Annotated in this window: 18 protein-coding genes; 10 read left to right on the top strand and 8 right to left on the bottom strand. The window is 34.0% G+C overall.

Annotated features, from left to right (window positions below):
• Positions 1-8: 8 nt before the first annotated feature.
• Both ASM33_RS06140 and metK read right to left on the bottom strand, forming a co-directional pair.
• Positions 9-701, bottom strand: coding sequence for a TenA family protein (locus tag ASM33_RS06140; protein ID WP_110409932.1), 693 nt, complete (start codon positions 699-701; stop codon positions 9-11).
• Positions 702-831: 130 nt separating this feature from the next.
• Positions 832-2,025 carry a methionine adenosyltransferase gene (metK, locus tag ASM33_RS06135; protein ID WP_110409933.1) on the bottom strand — a complete coding sequence of 398 codons (1,194 nt, stop codon included), beginning with the start codon at positions 2,023-2,025 and terminating at the stop codon, positions 832-834.
• Positions 2,026-2,174: 149 nt separating this feature from the next.
• Between metK and ASM33_RS06130 the strand changes: the two genes are divergently transcribed.
• The 3 genes from ASM33_RS06130 (at position 2,175) to ASM33_RS06120 (ending at position 4,299) form a co-directional block, all read left to right on the top strand.
• Positions 2,175-2,732 (top strand): hypothetical protein, encoded by a 558-nt coding sequence (locus ASM33_RS06130; protein WP_110409934.1) that lies wholly within the window; start codon positions 2,175-2,177, stop codon positions 2,730-2,732.
• A gap of 147 nt (positions 2,733-2,879) precedes the next feature.
• On the top strand, positions 2,880-3,407 hold the full coding sequence (locus tag ASM33_RS06125; RefSeq protein WP_110409935.1) for a c-type cytochrome: 528 nt from the start codon (positions 2,880-2,882) through the stop codon (positions 3,405-3,407).
• A 145-nt stretch (positions 3,408-3,552) separates the two neighbouring features.
• Positions 3,553-4,299, top strand: a complete 747-nt coding sequence (locus ASM33_RS06120; RefSeq protein ID WP_110409936.1) for an alpha/beta hydrolase — start codon at positions 3,553-3,555, stop codon at positions 4,297-4,299.
• Between the two features lie 61 nt (positions 4,300-4,360).
• On the opposite strand, the gene gltX is transcribed toward ASM33_RS06120, so the two are convergent.
• Positions 4,361-5,761, bottom strand: a complete 1,401-nt coding sequence (gene gltX, locus ASM33_RS06115; RefSeq protein WP_110409937.1) for a glutamate--tRNA ligase — start codon at positions 5,759-5,761, stop codon at positions 4,361-4,363.
• A 146-nt stretch (positions 5,762-5,907) separates the two neighbouring features.
• Positions 5,908-6,741, bottom strand: a complete 834-nt coding sequence (locus ASM33_RS06110; RefSeq protein WP_110409938.1) for a hypothetical protein — start codon at positions 6,739-6,741, stop codon at positions 5,908-5,910.
• 219 nt (positions 6,742-6,960) lie between these two features.
• Here ASM33_RS06110 and ASM33_RS06105 point away from each other — a divergent pair, with 219 nt between their 5' ends.
• Positions 6,961-8,481, top strand: coding sequence for an HlyD family type I secretion periplasmic adaptor subunit (locus ASM33_RS06105; protein WP_179947416.1), 1,521 nt, complete (start codon positions 6,961-6,963; stop codon positions 8,479-8,481).
• 127 nt (positions 8,482-8,608) lie between these two features.
• Here the strand turns inward: ASM33_RS06105 and ASM33_RS06100 are convergent, their stop codons facing one another.
• Both ASM33_RS06100 and ndk read right to left on the bottom strand, forming a co-directional pair.
• Positions 8,609-8,995 carry a hypothetical protein gene (locus ASM33_RS06100; protein ID WP_110409939.1) on the bottom strand — a complete coding sequence of 129 codons (387 nt, stop codon included), beginning with the start codon at positions 8,993-8,995 and terminating at the stop codon, positions 8,609-8,611.
• 163 nt (positions 8,996-9,158) lie between these two features.
• Positions 9,159-9,575 (bottom strand): nucleoside-diphosphate kinase, encoded by a 417-nt coding sequence (gene ndk, locus ASM33_RS06095; RefSeq protein WP_110409940.1) that lies wholly within the window; start codon positions 9,573-9,575, stop codon positions 9,159-9,161.
• 114 nt (positions 9,576-9,689) lie between these two features.
• Here ndk and ASM33_RS06090 point away from each other — a divergent pair, with 114 nt between their 5' ends.
• Positions 9,690-10,607: a hypothetical protein gene (locus ASM33_RS06090; RefSeq protein ID WP_110409941.1), complete on the top strand. Its 918-nt coding sequence runs from the start codon at positions 9,690-9,692 to the stop codon at positions 10,605-10,607.
• Between the two features lie 2 nt (positions 10,608-10,609).
• Positions 10,610-11,629, top strand: coding sequence for a ferrochelatase (gene hemH / locus ASM33_RS06085; protein WP_110409942.1), 1,020 nt, complete (start codon positions 10,610-10,612; stop codon positions 11,627-11,629).
• Between the two features lie 57 nt (positions 11,630-11,686).
• On the opposite strand, the gene ASM33_RS06080 is transcribed toward hemH, so the two are convergent.
• Together ASM33_RS06080 and ASM33_RS06075 are read right to left on the bottom strand one after the other, a co-directional pair.
• A complete protein-coding gene (locus ASM33_RS06080) occupies positions 11,687-12,613 on the bottom strand; it encodes a DUF3892 domain-containing protein (RefSeq protein ID WP_110409943.1) in 927 nt (308 codons plus the stop codon).
• Between the two features lie 99 nt (positions 12,614-12,712).
• Positions 12,713-14,116, bottom strand: a complete 1,404-nt coding sequence (locus ASM33_RS06075; RefSeq protein WP_110409944.1) for a malonyl-CoA decarboxylase — start codon at positions 14,114-14,116, stop codon at positions 12,713-12,715.
• A gap of 146 nt (positions 14,117-14,262) precedes the next feature.
• Here ASM33_RS06075 and ASM33_RS06070 point away from each other — a divergent pair, with 146 nt between their 5' ends.
• The 4 genes from ASM33_RS06070 to ASM33_RS06055 all read left to right on the top strand — a co-directional run bounded on the left by ASM33_RS06070 (position 14,263) and on the right by ASM33_RS06055 (position 18,103).
• The gene (locus ASM33_RS06070) at positions 14,263-15,795 is read left to right on the top strand and encodes an acyl-CoA carboxylase subunit beta (RefSeq protein ID WP_110409945.1); all 1,533 of its coding nucleotides are present in this window, start codon (positions 14,263-14,265) and stop codon (positions 15,793-15,795) included.
• A 102-nt stretch (positions 15,796-15,897) separates the two neighbouring features.
• Positions 15,898-16,098, top strand: a complete 201-nt coding sequence (gene rpmF, locus ASM33_RS06065) for a 50S ribosomal protein L32 (RefSeq protein WP_110409946.1) — start codon at positions 15,898-15,900, stop codon at positions 16,096-16,098.
• Positions 16,099-16,107: 9 nt separating this feature from the next.
• Positions 16,108-17,145 carry a phosphate acyltransferase PlsX gene (plsX, locus tag ASM33_RS06060; RefSeq protein WP_110409947.1) on the top strand — a complete coding sequence of 346 codons (1,038 nt, stop codon included), beginning with the start codon at positions 16,108-16,110 and terminating at the stop codon, positions 17,143-17,145.
• On the top strand, positions 17,138-18,103 hold the full coding sequence (locus ASM33_RS06055) for a beta-ketoacyl-ACP synthase III (protein ID WP_110409948.1): 966 nt from the start codon (positions 17,138-17,140) through the stop codon (positions 18,101-18,103). The genes plsX and ASM33_RS06055 overlap by 8 nt, the downstream gene beginning before the upstream one ends.
• Positions 18,104-18,105: the final 2 nt, after the last annotated feature.

Below are 18,105 nucleotides of genomic sequence, written 5' to 3'. Positions count from 1 at the left end.
CAGCAAGATCATATTAGCTGGAAACAATTTGCCTTCAATGCCCCTTCACTGCAAGATGTATTAGAATAATATATTTCGTTCCAGAACGCTATTTCAAGATCTAACCCATTGCGAAAAAATTCTATCATTCGTTTTCTTTCATCAATACTAGATTTTTTATATAATTTATTCATAATATTAGTTGCATCATCTATCATGCTATTTGCTGCATCGGTGTTAAAGATATCAATCCATTTTTGATATTTGTTACTCGAAACTGTACTACTCTTCACTATATGGCGAGTAATTATTTGATATATACAAAAACATGGATAAGAAGCTGCTAAGCCCTCAGCAACAGTATTATGATATGCAACACGCATAAAAAAATCGGTAAAAGCAGAGCAAGATTTTGACTTTTTGTGGTTATCAGATAAGTCACAATCTGCAAAATGTTCTTGATATAGACCTCTCGTGGCAAATGTTCCTACAGCTATATAAGTTAATTTATCCATAATTTCAGTATCATTAGCTTTAGCTGCAATAATTAATAAAGCACGAGTGCAATCTACCAAATATAAAAAGTCCTGCTGAAGGTAAAATTTAAATTTTTCATAATTTAACGTATCATTCATTAACTCAACATTAAAAGGATGCTCTTTTATTCTTTCAATCAGATCAGATGATTCTTTTACTACTATGTTATAGAATTCTTCTTTCATTATACCCTACACGAACCTCAAAATAAAAATTATTATCAATGTAGTATAATTATTATGTAAATATAATTATACTTTAGATAAGTTAGTATATAAATATTAGACTGTAAATCAAAAACTTTAGCTGACTGGGTTATCTAAAGCCTTTGAAGGCTTTGGAATCATTGTTTATGTTAAATTCTCTACAAAGGTCAGCTGATAAATTCATGTTTTCCCAAGAAAATCCACCATCGTTTTCTAGCTCTTTACCAAAATGCCCATAACAGGCTGTACGTTTATATATAGGACGATCAAGTGCTAAATGCTTGATTATGCCTTTTGTTGATAAATCTATGTTATCTTCTATAAAATTTTTAATCCTTTTTTCATCTACTACACTTGTTCCAAATGTGTCGATGTAGAATGAAGTTGGTTTTGGCATACCAATGGCATAAGAAAGTTGTACAAGAGAGCGTTCAGCTAAACCTGCAAAAACAATATTTTTGGCAAGGTACCTTGCCATATAAGCTGCAGACCTATCAACTTTTGTTGCATCTTTTCCAGAAAACGCCCCACCACCATGCGGTATGTATCCTCCATAAGTATCAACCATGATTTTTCTTCCAGTTAAACCACAATCACCAACTGGTCCACCAATGACAAACCTGCCAGTTGGATTAACTAAAAGATTTTCGTCAGAGCACATCCATCCTTTAGGTAAACATGAAACTATGTAAGGATAAATTATTTCTTTTACTTTTGACTGATCCAAATCTTGCGCGTGCTGTATTGAAACAATAATACTTTCAGCACGGACAGGAAGACCATTCTCATATGCTAAAGTAATTTGTGATTTTGCATCTGGGCCAAGTTTTGGGATTTTTTCTTCCTTCACTGCATTCATAGTATTTTTTAGAATTAAGTGTGCATAGAAAATAGGTGCAGGCATGAGACTTGCTGTTTCTTTTGTAGCATAACCATACATTATGCCCTGATCTCCAGCACCTTGATCGTCCCTATCTATACCAATTGCGATGTCATTTGACTGCTCGTGTAATAGGATATTGACTTTCACTTTTTTCCAGTGAAAGCCGTCATGCTCATAACCAATATCCTTTATTGTGCTACGTACAATACCTTCAATCTCGCTATTTTCAATATTGGGACCACATACTTCTCCTGCTATAATCACATTATCTTTGGTAACTAAAGTCTCTATTGCAGTACGTGACAAAGGATCAGTTGAAAGATATTTATCAAGTATCGAATCTGAAATCTGGTCTGCTACTTTGTCTGGGTGACCAGCTGCAACTGATTCACTGGTTATTAAATTTTTAGATAAACTCATGCTGTAAGTAAAAAATTTTCTACTTATATATCATATAACTTACACGTTTTTTTATCAATCTTTCCTGCCTTGCAATCGTATTCAAATAAAATAACTTGATAAATAAGGCTGAAACAGTAATAACATATTTTTAAATATTGCGGGTTGTTATGGATAAAAGTATTAAGAGCGAAGATTTTATGAACAAAAATGTATTAATGTTTTTTGGAATAGTTACTGCAGGTATAGGATCTGTAGTAGGAGCTCTTGTAGGTTTGGGATTAAGTTTCACAGCTTTATCGCCTCTAATTATAGGTGGAATTGTGGCTAGCATATTTCCAGCCTTTATTGCAGCTTTGGTTATAGGAGCACGTTGTTGTTTTCGTGATGATATTAACAAAGTAAAAAAGCGTGACAATTTTGTCGAGAAACGTGCAATATTAGCTGCTATGCCAATTATTGGTATTATTGTACTTACAGATATTGCAATCGGAGCTAGTATTGCTGCAACTGCAAATGCCATTTTTCCTGGTGTATTTGCAACATGGTGGGCTCTTGCTGCAGGTGCTGTGATCGGAGCTGTTGTGGTACCTGTAACGATAGTTGCAGGACTTGTGGCTTCCAAGATGTTTGGAGACAAAATATATGACTACGCTTGTAATCCAAAGACTTCATTAAAAGATGTTTATATTGGCAAGGAAGAAGAAAGAGGGTATCAGTCAATATAATCCATGCATATTAAATTAGTCACTTATGATAAAGTAGTAAAAATTTAGCTGCACTTCAAACATTTTGAGGTGCGCTACTTAAGATGTTATTTGCTGTTTACAAAAATATTTGCATAATTTGAGTAACATTATTGATAAAAATTAACTATGGAGCTTAATAAAATTGCAGCATCGATTTTACTATCTGGGCTAATCATTATGATAGTTAGTAATGTGGTTGATATGTTATACAATCCAGAGGGGTATAAAATTGAGCACCAAACAATAGTAGCAAGTGGTAGTAGTGAATCTGAGCAGAAGATCGAACAAGTTGCGCTTGATATTGGAACGCTTATGCAGAATGCTAATTTTGATAAAGGAAAATCAGCAGCAAAAAAATGTATAGCTTGTCATAGTTTTGAAAAAGGTGGAGCTAACAAAGTAGGTCCAAACTTATGGAACATAGTTGGCAACAAAAAAGCTCATCTTGGTAATGCATTCAATTATTCAAAAGCAGTGCTAGAAAAAGGTGGCAAATGGGGTTATGAAGAGTTGTTTGCCTTTTTAAAAAGCCCAAAAGGATATATAAAAGGTACGCGTATGGCGTTTGCAGGTATTTCCAATCCGCAAGAAGTTGCAAATTTAGTTAGTTATTTGCGTTCGATGAGTGATAGTCCTGTAGCTTTACCAAAGTAATATACTTCTTGTATAATCAATTTATGGTAAGAATTTTTAGGAGAAATGAAGATGAGCACCACAGAATACTCGAATGTATTTGAGGAGCGCAAGCGAGTTTTAACGCGAAAATTATTATTAGAAAGCAGGTTATAGAGGAAGTATTATGGATTATTGTAAATTATTTGATGAGAATAACGACTACATAGCATATAAAAAGCTGCAAGGAAAAAAAGCTTCTGTAGTTTTTTTTGGTGGTTTTGCATCTAATATGGAAGGGACAAAAGCCACTGCTATTTGCAAATTTTGCCAAGAAAATGATATAGCACTCATATTGTTTGATTATTTTGGTCATGGATGTTCAAGTGGTAATTTTACTGATTACACAATAAGCGATTGGCAAAAAAATTGCGTTAGAGTAGTAAATGAATTAACAAGTGGCAAACAAATAATTATAGGTTCAAGTATGGGAGCGTGGCTCATGCTACTGACAGCCCTTCAATTTCCAGAAAAAATCTCAGCATTAATTGGTATATCATCTGCTCCTGATTTTACTGAAGACTTAATGTCAACGGAGCTATCAAATAAACAAAAAGAGGAGCTAGATTTTAAAGGAGTAATAGATTTTACCTCAGAGCATGATCAAAATTGCACATACAAAATAACTAAAAACTTGATTGAAGATGGTAAAAAAAATCTACTTTTAAATAAAGAGATTATAGATATAAACTGCCCTGTGCGTTTACTGCATAGCATTAATGATAAAGATGTTCCATATAGCGTATCACTTAATTTAGCTGAAAAAATTAGATCACCTGATGTTGAAGTACATTTGATCAAATCAGCAGAGCATAATATGTCCGATAGTCGTTCATTGGAAGTTTTATTTAAGACTATCAGGGAGTTTTTATAAGCTCAGCAGGATAGAGCGTTCCCTACGTCATACCGCTATTAATCAGCAAATCTTACCTGTGTTAGCTATAATTCCTAGAATATTCCAATCTTTTTACACATTCATCTTTACCAAGAATTACCATGATATCAATAATTCCAGGTGCATCCATTATTCCGGTTATAGGGGCACGCAATGAGTGGTAAATATCACTCATTTTAATATCATGTAGCTTTGAAAATTCTTTAATTTTGAAAGAAAGAAAGCTTTTATCCCAGTTATCATTACTAATATTCAAGAAGAGTGATGAAAGTAAGTCTATTGTACTCATGTTAGATATTATAACTTGGTAAGCTTCTTCACTTAAATCAAGTGGCAGATCTTTAATATAAAATTTTGCTAAATTGGGTAATTCGGTTAGGTAATTCGCTCTTTTTTTTAACTCTGTGAGCCCTTGCAATAAATAGTTCTTTTTTATATCACTCAGTTTTAACATCGGAGCAAATGTATTTAAAATATCCAGAATATCCTCATTGCTTGTGTTATTAATATAATGATTATTTAAATGCTCTAATTTTTTAAAATCAAGCCGTGCAGGTGAACGTCCAATACTACTCAAATTAAACCATCCTATTGCTTGTTCATCGCTAATGATCTCATCATTACCATGACTCCAACCGAGTCTCAGCAGGTAATTACGCATCGCTTCTGGCAATATCCCCATTTTTTCGTAGTCACAAATGCTCGTTGCACCATGCCTTTTAGATAGCTTATTCCCATCTTCACCATGTATAAGTGGCACATGTGCAAAGTGTGGAATGTGAAACCCAAGAGCCTGGTATATCAGCAATTGCTTAAAGGTGTTAGTGAGATGATCAGAACCACGTATTATATGAGTTATTCCAGCATCATGATCATCCACAACCACTGCAAAAATATATGTTGGAGTGCTGTCAGAACGCAAGATTACTATATCATCAAGCTGGTCGCTATTTACCTTAATTGGGCCGTATATTTCATCATTAACAATGATTTCCTCTGAATCTGGTACTTTAAAGCGCACAACTGGCTTGACGCTTTTATCAACACTTGCAGTACATTTATGTTTATATATTTTTCCTTCCTCTCTTGCTTTGATTTTTGCTTCTGCAACTTCATCTTGAGGGCAATAGCAGTAATATGCTTTGCCTTGCTCAATCAGGAGATTTGCAACTTCTTTATGCCTTTCTATTCTTTTTGATTGATATACTATTTCTCCATCATAGCCTATGCCAAGCCATTTTAATCCATCTATAATCGCATCAATTGCTTCTTGTGTTGAACGTTTTCTGTCAGTGTCTTCAATACGTAACAAAAATTTACCACCATGATGCTTTGCATAAAGCCAATTAAACAAAGCAGTACGAGCTCCACCAATGTGCAAAAAACCTGTTGGCGATGGAGCAAATCTGGTAACTACATTTACTGCGCTATTATTCGACATCAACTTTTTATAGTTATTATAATGAAAAATAATACCTTCTAGTCCTAAAAATGTCCATTACTGTCTCAAGTGGAATAACCAAAAAGCGTAAGTTACTTGTATATACAAGTAACTTACACCAAACGCTTGTAACGTTTTTTTCTTACTTACCTACTTTGACTAGCAGGAGCTTGATTTTCACCAGAAGCTAGGTGTTGTTCTGGTGGTTTCACGCTTGTTACAGTTGTTTCTGGGTTAATTGTTAGTGTTTCTCCGCTTGCTTGTTGCCGTGGATCTTTTGAAATCAACTCCTTCAAGGTCATATCTTTATCTTTGCTGTAGCCAGTTCTAATTTTTACAGCTGTGTTTTTTTCTAAATCTGCATAATTTAAACCTTCACTTGGGCTACTATAAGTTACTTTACCATCGCTACTAATATCTACAGTGATGCTGAAGTCTTTATCACCTACTTTCCAGTCAAATTTAATTCTACAAGACTGATTGATCACTTCATAAAGCCTCACTCCTTTATCATTTTGCGAGAGACGTACTAGTCTAATGTCTTCTTGAGACACGAACGTAACAGATGTAATTTTCGGAGTACTGTTTTTGAAAACATCGCTAGAAAACAACTTATCAGTTTGCAATTCTCCTTTATCTTCTTTTAGCGATACCCATACTGTAAATGACTTATCTTTCCTTCCTCTTAATCTTGCATTTTCTATAGAGCAATCATCACTTACATAGCGTTTAATTTCTTTTTGAATTGAATCAATAAGCTTTTGAGCGTCTGGATCATTTTTAGCTAAAAAAAGCCCTTTATTCAGATGGTTTGGCCCCTTATCAGCAAGATTCTTTAATGCCTCTTTCAAAGTTATATATTTGTACTCGCGTGTAGCTCTAGTATGAGGTTTGTTAGGATTTTGCTGAGCAATCTGGCTTAGATTTTCAGCTTCGCCTGTCATAATTACGGTTTCATGTGAATTAGTTGAACTATGCATAAAGCCCCCTTAGCTTAAAAAAACATTGGTACTACTAAAGGTATATCATGTCAACACAAGAAAACGGAAATTTAAAGAATTTTTATTATTATTGTAGATCAACTGTAATTGTTACTAAATAGTTTACTCTTGTGTTCTACAACCTAAATACAACATTTAAATCATAGAGTATTCATTTTTATGTGTTACTTTACGTTAACTCAAATTCTTAAGTAGTATATGATAAATAAGTTAAAAAAACTTAAGGCTGGATTCTCCTTAACAGGTCTGCTTGGCCATAGTGATGATATAAATATGCAAGGAATGAAAGGCAAAAAGAAAAAATATCCAAAATTTTTAGATAAAACCTTTGCATGTCTGGATGCAATAATAAGTTTTATTTTAAAGCGTGAAAGTAATAACGTAAATGAAGTTCTTAGCGTAACATGGGGACCATTATTTTTTGGTCTTGTAGTTTTACTTATTTTTTTCGGCATAGGTGGCATTTGGTCTGTTGTAGCTCCAATTGACGGCGCAGTGCATGCAAGCGGAGAAGTTGTTGTGTCTTCAAATAGGAAGATAGTTCAACACTTGGGTGGAGGAATAATCAACAAGATTTTAGTAAAAGAGAGCCAAGCAGTTAAAAAAGATGAACCTTTAGTGTTATTAAGTGATCTCAATGAAAAAGCAAATTTAAGTATTATTAAAGAGAAACTCTTATCGTTTTTAGCAACTGAGGCAAGGCTTATTGCAATCAGAGGAGATGTCGAAATGGTTGAGTTTTCCGATGAGATGAAAAAGTTATTCGATGATGAAGTTGTAGATAAAGTTACCAAAAATCAAATAAAACTATTTGACTCTCAGAGAAAAAGTACACTCGGCAAAACGGATATATTACAGCAACGTATAAAACAGTTACATGATGAATTAGCAGGATTAAATTCTCAATTGGATGCAGCTCACAAGCAATATGATTTAATAAGTGAAGAGCTGGAAACAAAAAGACAGTTGCTTGATAGTGGTCATATAGGTAGGCCGCATATTGTAGCTTTAGAAAAACAGTTTGCTGAGATTGAGGGTAGAGTTGGTCATTATCGAGCTGCAGTATCTCAAGTGCAGCAAAGAATTGGAGAAAATAAATTAGAAATTATAAATATAAAGAATGATTATCAAGAAAGAGCAAACGCTGAACTGAAAGAAGTTAGCACATCTATTGGGGATTTAAAAGAAAGGTTAATGGTTGCCCAGGATTCATTATCGCGCACAGTAATTAAATCACCACAAGATGGGATAGTTACAGATATAAGATACCATACTGAAGGTGGTGTTATACAGTCTGGTGTTCCAATTATGAGCGTAGTGCCATCTGATGATGATCTAATAATAGACGCTAAAATTCAGACTAGAAACATAGAAGAAATATTATCAGCGCAAAAAAAAGATAGTAACATAGTCTCTATTGACGGATTGGAAGGATTAAAAGTTAAAGTGCGTTTAAGTGCTTACAGTGCACGGCGTTTAAGCTTAATTAATGGTATAGTAAGCTATATTTCTCCTGATGCTCTTGACGATCCAAGACTAGGCCGTTATTACTCAGTGCGTGTGGTGATACCAAAACCGGAGCTTGCTCAGTTTAAAAATGTATACCTATACCCTGGCATGCCAGCAGAAGTGTACATAGTTACTCAATCTCGTACTCTTTTGTCATTCTTGTTTACACCTATAATTGCAACAGTTGATAGGTCTTTTATAGAAAGATAAATGTTTACAGAATAGAACATAAACAATTAAAAATAAGAAGTTGCAATTCCAGCGGTTATGCTGGAATTCAGCAACTTTCTTTAAATGGACCATATGACTTGACCATAGGATCTTATTTATTTTTATTCTATATTAAAGAATTTGCTTCAAATATATCATGTATTATGTACGATCCAGATTCTTCCTGATAACTTAATTCAACTCCGTATCTCCTTAAGTGATCATCACTCTTGTCATAGATCGCCAAATCAACAAAATATTCAGAATCATCAACACGCGATTCTTTAACTCTAAAACTTAACCATTGATCTTGACATAATACTATGCCTGCAGTTTCATAACACTCTAATGATTGATATACTTGCTCATCACCAACATAGATTGCAAAACTCATATGACCATCTTGATGTTGATCAATTTTAATATGTTTTTCTTCCTCACTTTGCATTAACTCAGTGAATAAAGATTGAAGTTTTGTTGTTAAACCTTTACCACCACAATTTGTTTCACTCATAAATACTCCTTATATATTAATAATTTAACTTATTGTATAAATAGAATAAACAAAGGTCAATACAATTTCATGTTTAACATCAGATTGAATTGGCTTGTACAAAAATATAACTGAAATTTTCTACTCATACTAATCTAGTGTAGAAATTCCAGCAATTTAGTGGCTATAATTCGCACTCAGCAAAGAAGAAAGCTATTTCCCTATGAGCGTTTTCTATACTATCAGAACCATGCACCCTATTTTCACTAATGTCATCAGCAAAATCGCCTCTGATTGTGCCTTTGTTTGCTTGTTTTGGATCAGTAGCTCCCATGATTTCTCTATATTTGCTTACTGCATTTTCACCCTCTAAAACTTGAACAATCACAGAACCGGAAGTCATAAAATCGACTAACTCTCCAAAAAAAGGCCTGTCTTTGTGAATTTCATAAAACTTCCCTGCTTGTTTTTTTGTGAGTAGCATCATCCTTTGTGCTATGATTTTTAGTCCAGAGTTTTCAATATAAGAGTTTATTTTACCTGTAATATTATGTCTCACTGCATCTGGTTTTAATATCGAAAGTGTTTTTTCAATTGCCATTTTATTTCCTTAAGTGTGCTAATATATATATTCTATTAGAAATTTTAATTCTACAAAAGTGATTTTTTGACTACAATAATTTACGTATATTAATAATGATCATGAGGGTATAATATGGGCGGTTGTTGTAAGAAAACTAATAATACTACCGACCAAACAAACTTTACTGCTAAAAAACTAATAAATACCTTTAAATCATCAATTTTTTGCGGAGCAAAAGGGTTTTTAACTTTTAATTTGGCACTCTTAAGCTATGCAGAGTATAGCTTATATGACTATATGCTTAGTAAAAGCAACAATCAAGAAGACAATAGGCCAAAGATCAAAACGGCCCAAGCTTACCTAAATGATGGTAGCATTGTAGAAGTAGAAGAAGAGGTAGAAGAGAAAAAATATAACTCATATAAGTTTTTAAAGGAAGGCGCTGCTTTTGCAATGAAAAGAAACACCATTCCATTTATTGAGATGATTGCCATAGTGCCACTTGCATGCTTTGCGCTGCCAGTTATGATACCTGGTATCAATATTCTTCAATGCGCATTGATATGCATTGCTTTGATGGTGGCTACATGTTTTATTGTGAGAAGTTTTAATCTGCGTGAAAAATTGTTAGAAAAACAGACAGATTATACAAGAGAGGAAATAGATAAGGAATTTACTAAGGATTCTATAGTTTATCCTATTTTTAATAAAGACAGAAAGCATATTCAGTATAATTCACCGGATCAAGGACACTTATTAAGTGAAAAGGATAGTACATCTTTCTTAGTTATGCTTTTAGCCTTTCCTCTGAAGATTCTGCAAAGTTGTATATTAGTTTCTCTAGCTGTTATTGAGCTGCTTGAAGCAGTACCAAATCTTTGTGTTGATATGATTTATGATAGAAGCTTTGATGCCACAAAAAGCAATTTACAAAGATCAGGTAATCTATTATATGCTAGCGCAAGAAATGTGATTCCTGTATTATCAAAATTTGATGAGCCTGTAGCTGAATTTATAGGAATTCCTAAGGCATCTTGCTGTAGCGTTTAAAGGTGAAAAAAAAAGCTGTAATTCTATTTAATCTTGGTGGACCAGATTCTCTCAGTGCAGTTCGTCCGTTTTTATTTAACCTTTTCTATGACAAAAGAATAATTAATCTGCCAAACCCATTTAGATTTCTACTAGCTAAGTTTATATCTGCTAGGCGGGAAAATACAGCACGAGAAATATATAAACAAATTGGAGGTAAATCTCCAATTTTAGAAAATACAGAAATGCAGGCGGAAGCGCTAGAAAAAATGCTAAATAGACCATGTGATAAAAGTGGCTCGACATTTGGATCTAGAGAAAAAAACTGGATTCCAGCGTCACGCGCTGGAATGACATCGGGTTTGACTAAAGTATTTGTCTGTATGCGTTACTGGCATCCTTTTGCTGACGAAGTTGTGAAGAGTGTAAAAGAATTTGATCCAGATGAAGTGATTTTGCTACCGCTATATCCTCAATATTCAACTACTACAACTTTATCATCCACAGAAAATTGGAATAAAAACTCTAAAAAGCACGGGTTAAAGTGTAATACAAAAATAATTGATCATTATTACAACAATGAAGACTTTATTTCAGCTCACGTTGAGTTGGTAGCTAAATATTATGAATTAGCCAGCAAAATTGGTAAGCCAAGGGTCTTATTTTCAGCACATAGTTTGCCTTTAAGTGTAATTAAAAAAGGTGACCCTTATGCTGTGCAAGTGGAGGAAACCGCAAGATTGATAGTAAAAAAGCTAGCTATAAGTAATTTAGATTGGTTGGTATGCTACCAAAGCAAAATCGGACCTGTGAAATGGCTGGAACCAAGCGCCGAAGCCGAGCTGTTACGTGCGAAAGATGATAATGTTCCAGTAGTTATAACACCTATAGCTTTTGTTTCTGAGCATTCTGAGACGCTCGTTGAACTTGATATGGAATACAAAGCAATCATCAAAGATGGATATTACTTCCGCGTGCCAACACTTAACACTAGTCCATTGTTTATAAAATGTTTAGCTAATTTGTGCATAGAAAAGGCTTAATTAATGCCTGCAACAGTGTTTTTTGCCTGTTTTCTTCCTTTTTAGGTGGGCTTATGCTTATTCTGAACTGATGCCATGCCCTTTCGATTGCATGCCTTTCTCAACTACTTGTTTACTATGTTTACCATGTACTTTTCTTTCTGAAGTTTGAGGTTGCGACTGATCCTCTACTATTTCTGAATGCTGGTTCTGTCCTTTCAATGCTCCTTGTACAGCATCAGCAAGGGTTACATAACAACCATTAACGTTGATCCTTACCTCTGCATTTTCTTCTAATTCTTTATCAGTTGGTTTATTACCAACTATTTTAATACTACCATCGCTATTTGCAGTTAATATAATGCTACATTCCCTTCCATCCACAGGCCACTTAAACTGCATTCCATGTGTGCCTGTAGTACCTAAATCATAGCGCCTAACTTCTTTTTCACCTACTTTTTCTACATAACTACTTACAATTTTATTACCGTCACTATCTAATACTGACAAACCAGTAATTTTTTCATTATTTAAAAGCTCACTTATTTTAATACCAGTGTTATTATTTTTGTTATCTTGTAATTTAATTGTTACATAAAGATTACCATTCTTGTGCTTTCCTATTGACACTTCATTAATCGTGCCATTTTGTATGTACTGACCAAATTTTTCTTTAGTTTCTTTTTGTAATGCAGAGTATTCTTCTTTACTCATGCCATCAGGGTATTCTTCTGCATCAAGAAACGGATTATCATCATCAGATGTAATGCTTTCAGCATCATCATCTCGTCTTGCTGTAGTTTCTGAGGGTTGCTGCTGCGATGCAACATGAGTGTCATCACCTTGTTTTACTGTACTTTTCAATGGTTTCTGCTGTTCTATATTAGATGCAACACCTTTAGTATCATCACATTGTGTTGCTGTAAATTCCTTCAACTCTATCAATTCTTCTGTTGCACCATCTTTACTACTTGTGTTCCACCAAGATCTTAGCCAATCAAACATACTTCTCCTTATATTAACTTGTATATATTACAATTATACACATAAGTATTAAAAAATTCTAGTACTTGTTTAGTATATTTACATATTTTCTGTTATTTACTACTCTTTTAGCAAAGATGACACTTGTTTAGAGTGAGAAATTACTTTATTAAGCATATAATTTTCATGATTATTATCTATTTTAGATAATTCATACAAATAATTTACCATTACACCACAAGACTGGATCATACCCTTTTCAGAAGTATCCGCCATCCAGTTCAATTGCTTTATTGATGCACCATTGCTTAAGTGAAAATGTGCTACTGGATCATAAGCATTTCCGTTATTATTATTAACTTTTAACAAGTAATATGCACAGAGCTTAAGTAAATATGGTTTAACTTCATTTGAACGTTCAATGCTGGTTTTTAACTGTTCTAGGCTCTCTAAAATTTCTGTACTGGATTGTTTTATCTTCAGCTTAGCCAATAAAGTACTGCCTTCAGTTAAATTTTCTTTTAGCCATCTCGTAAAGCCAGGTATCGGAGAAAGAGTTGCATATGCTTTTATACTTTTAAACTCTTGTGATAATTTTTCTACAACTCTTTTGATTAAAAAATTACCAAGGCTAATCCCAGATAGTCCTGTTTGAGTATTTGATATTGAGTAAAATATTGCAGTGTTTGCATTACTTGGATCACTTGAAGGTACTGACTCATCTAAAAGATGTTGTATGCTATCTGCAATCTGATTCATCAATGCAACTTCTACGAAAACCAAAGGTTCATTTGGTATTTTATAATGAAAAAAAGCAAAACAGAGACGATCAGAATCCAGTCTATTTTTTAAATCGCCCCAAGAAGAAATTTTATGTACAGCTTCGTATTTTATAAGTTTTTCTAGTAATGATGCAGGAGAATCCCAGGTAATTTGATGAAGGTCCAATAGATCCACATCAAACCAAGTATAGAGTATGCTTTTTAATTCTTTCTCTAGTGAATTTAAGCTCTTATATTGATTTTTAAACTTGAGTACATCAGAGCGCATATCAACAATAAATTTAAGGCCTTCTGGTAAAGAAATAAATTGCTTCAATATTTTAGAATGTGGTGACTCAAGAATTTTTATCAAATCTTGCTCAAACTTATAGCTTAATTCAGGATTTTGATTTTCTTTATACTCCGTGATTTTATCATCTATTTCTATTCTATTCGGATTAAATTTTTCTGCTAGAGTTTGTAGGAATTTTATTTTTCCATCCTCTGATAAGCTTAAATATAGATTACCAAGCGATACAGTATTTTTCCGTGCTGAAACTTCTCCTCCCTTTGGACTTAAGCACTCATTCATCTTTAAGATTAAAGTGTCGATATCACGACTATTACTTAAGTCAGGACCAATATTACCAGTCCACGACCTTACAGCATCTGCAACTCCACCAAGCATCTTAAAAAAGCCCCTTACAACTTTTTTATCTTCAACTTTTACTACATCGGTTTTTATTACTGATCCTTTTGCCATAGATTTTTTTTCACTGTATCTCTATATTAAACTAAAGAAAAATTTTAGTCTAGTTTCAGATAAAATTGGAGTATGTAGAGTTAGTAGAGTTTGTAAGCTTCATAAAGTAATGTATACTCCAACTGATTTAAAAATTACTTTGTTATATGCAAAATTTTGAAATATTAGAAGAGCTAAAAGTCAAAGCATTAGAAGCTGAAAAAGGCGGAGGCACTGATCGAGTTAACAAGCAACATGAGAAAGGAAAATTAACTGCTAGGGAGAGGCTTAGTGTATTGCTCGATGAAAATTCATTTGAGGAATACGATAAATTCGTAAAACATCAGGCAACTGATTTTGGTATGCAAAATGCCAATTTTTTAGGTGATGGTGTTGTGATTGGCCATGGCACTATTTTTGGCAAGAAAGTTTTTGTTTATTCTCAGGATTTTACTGTTTTTGGTGGGTCACTTGGTGCATCTCATGCAAAAAAGATATGCAAAATTATGGATATGGCAATTAATGCCAGAGTTCCAATCATTGGGCTAAACGATTCTGGTGGTGCCAGAATTCAGGAGGGGGTAAATTCCCTTGCAGGCTATGGAGAAATCTTTCAAAGAAACGTAGATGCATCAGGTGTTATACCACAGATTTCTTTAATTATGGGACCGTGTGCGGGTGGTGCAGTTTATTCTCCGGCGCTCACTGATTTTACATTCATGGTAAAAAATAGTTCGTATATGTTCATCACAGGACCTGACGTAGTAAAAAAAGTCACATATGAAGATGTAAGTCATGAAAGCCTTGGTGGTGCTAAAGTTCATACAAGTAAAACAGGGGTAGCAGACTTCGCGTTCAACAATGATATTGAAATGCTGTTCAAAGTGCGTGAATTCTTTACTTTTTTACCAGCAAATAACCAAGAGTCACAAAAATCTGTACAAAATTATGATTTAGTTGATGACGATAGCATTGATGAATCTTTAAACACTCTCGTTCCTAGCAACCCTAATACTCCTTATGATATGTATGAACTAATTGAAAAAATTTGTGATGAAAGGGAATTCTTCGAACTAAAACCTGATTTCGCTCGCAATATCATAATCGGTTTTGGCAGGATTGGAGGTAATACAGTTGGTATTGTTGCAAATCAACCTATGCACCTTGCAGGATGTTTAGATATTGATTCTGCGAGAAAAGCTGCACGATTTGTTAGATTTTGTGATGCATTTAATATCCCTATCATCACACTCATTGATGTTCCAGGATTTTTGCCAGGCACGAATCAAGAATATAATAATATAATACAACACGGAGCGAAATTGCTCTACGCTTATGCAGAAGCAACAGTGCCAAAGATCAGTTTAATAACTAGAAAAGCGTATGGCGGCGCATACATTGTGATGAACTCAAAGCATTTAAAAGGCGACGTAAATTATGCTTGGCCAACTGCTGAGATAGCTGTTATGGGCCCTGAAAGTGCAGTTGAGATTATATTTCGACATGAAAAAGACCACCAGACATTAATTAAAGAATATAAAGAGAAATTTGCCAATCCGTTTTTCGCTGCATCATATGGATACATTGATGATATAATAACACCAAGTAAAACAAGATATCATTTTTGCAAAGCATTAGAGCTACTCAAAAATAAGAAAGTAGAAAGATTGTGGAAGAAGCATGATAACCTTCCTCTGTAGTTTTATAGTTAATAAACAAAAGGTTTTTCCTGACTATACCTATTTACTTCTTAAAAAAAATATGTTATCAGTAAGTTATGATTTATAAAGTAGAGAAGGACCATGGCAGTTCCAAAAAGAAAAAAATCTAAATCAAGACGTAATATGCATCGCTCTCATCATGCTATTAAGCCTAAGAATATTGTATTAAATGGGATCACAGGCGAGTTCATGTTGCCACATTGTATAGACGTTGCTGGATACTATAAGAAAAATAAAGATGGTAAGGCTATGAAGGTTATTACTACGTTAGCAGCGGAGTAGTTATATGTTATGTTATCTACGGTCAATAATAACATAGTTGTTGCGCTTGACGCTATGGGGGGTGACTTTGCGCCTCTTTCTGTGATACAAGGAGCTGGTTTTTTTTTAGATAACCTTGTTGATCCAGGCACAAAAGTTTTTTTTCACATTTATGGAGATCAAAAAGAAATATCTCCTTTGTTATTAAAATATAAAAAAGTAAGTAGTAATTCTGAGTTTACTCACTGTTCTGATAACGTTCTTGCAAATGACAAGCCATCTTTTGCACTCAGACATCGTAAAGGCTCTAGTATGAAAGCTGCTATTGAAGCAGTAAAACAAGGTAAAGCTTCAGGAGTGGTATCTTCAGGTAATACTGGAGCATTGATGGCAATTTCCAGATTTATTTTAGGGACTTTACCTAGTATTTATCGTCCTGCTATTGTGTCTATATGTCCTACTAAATCAAAAAGCTTTGCTTTGCTTGATCTTGGTGCAAATGTTGACTGTAATGCTGACTCACTGTTCCAATTTGCATTAATGGGAAGTATATTTGCAAAAGTAGCGCTAAAAGTTGATAATCCTGAGGTCGCTTTGCTAAATATTGGTACAGAAGAAGTAAAGGGTACTGACTCAGTGCGCGGGGCGTTTGAGCTACTTAAAAACACCTCAAACTCCATTAACTTCAAAGGCTACATAGAGGCAAGTGAATTTTTAGAAGGCAATGTAGATGTAATTGTTGCAGATGGGTTTGTTGGCAATGTGATGCTAAAAACTGCTGAAGCAACTGCTAGCACTTTTTTAGATCTGATAAAGGGTGAGCTATCTAATTCTTGGATTGCAAAATTACTTGGTACATTACTAAAATCTAAATTAAAAAAAGCATTAACGCGCTTTAATCCTAAAGTTAAAAGTGGAGCTATATTTTTAGGATTAAACGGCATTGTTATTAAAAGTCATGGAAATTCTGACGCTGTTTCTTTTGCTCACGCTATAAAATTTGCAGTAAATTCCATTGGCGAAAATTTAAACCAAAAGATAATTGATGGGGTCAGTCACATTGAATAAAAGCTTTATACTCAGTACTGGTTCTTATTTGCCAGAAAAAATACTTACCAACGATGAGATTTCATTGAAAGTTGATACAAATGATGAATGGATAAGGCAGAGAACAGGGATAACTCAAAGGCATATAGCAGGTGAAGGAGAATTAACATCAGATTTAGCAGTAAAAGCAGCAAAAAATGCTATAAAAAATGCTGAAATTTCAGCAAATGATCTTGATTTAATTATAGTTGCAACAACAACACCTGATAAAACTTTTCCTAGCTGCGCAACGATTGTACAAAATAAATTAGAGTGTGAAAACGCATTTGCTTTTGACGTGCAAGCCGCATGTTCTGGTTTTATATATGCAGTTACAGTTGCTGATTCACTCATAAAATCCAACAATAAAATTAAACATGCACTTGTAATTGGTGCTGAAACTATGACTAGAATTGTTGATTGGGAGGACAGATCAACCTGTATACTTTTTGGTGATGGAGCTGGTGCTGTGATAATAAAGTCAGAAATGAATGTAGCAAGCAGCAGAGGCATAATTGCAACTAATCTTCACTCTGATGGTAATGTGGACATATTATGTACAAATGGAGGAATATCGTCTACTGGCAATTCAGGAACAATATGTATGAATGGAAGAGAAGTGTTTAAACATGCAGTAGATAAGTTAACAGCTCTAATAGAAGAAACACTAAAGGATAACAATTTAAAAATCACTGATATAGATTGGTTAATTCCTCATCAAGCAAATATTCGTATTATTGAAGCAGTGGCAAAGAAATTAGAATTTCCTGTTGAGAAAGTTATTAATACAGTTGATAAGCACGCAAATACTTCGGCTGCGTCAATTCCACTTGCACTTGATTATGCAATAAAAGAATCAAAAATAAAACCAGGGAGCCTAACACTGCTAATTTCAATAGGTGCCGGCTTAACCTGGGGTTCTGTGCTACTTTGCTACTAGAA

Source organism: Wolbachia endosymbiont of Folsomia candida (genome assembly GCF_001931755.2).
In the GTDB taxonomy this organism is placed as follows: Bacteria; Pseudomonadota; Alphaproteobacteria; order Rickettsiales; family Anaplasmataceae; genus Wolbachia.
Note: the sequence above shows the minus strand (reverse complement) of the source record. Positions and strands in the feature narration are given on the sequence as shown.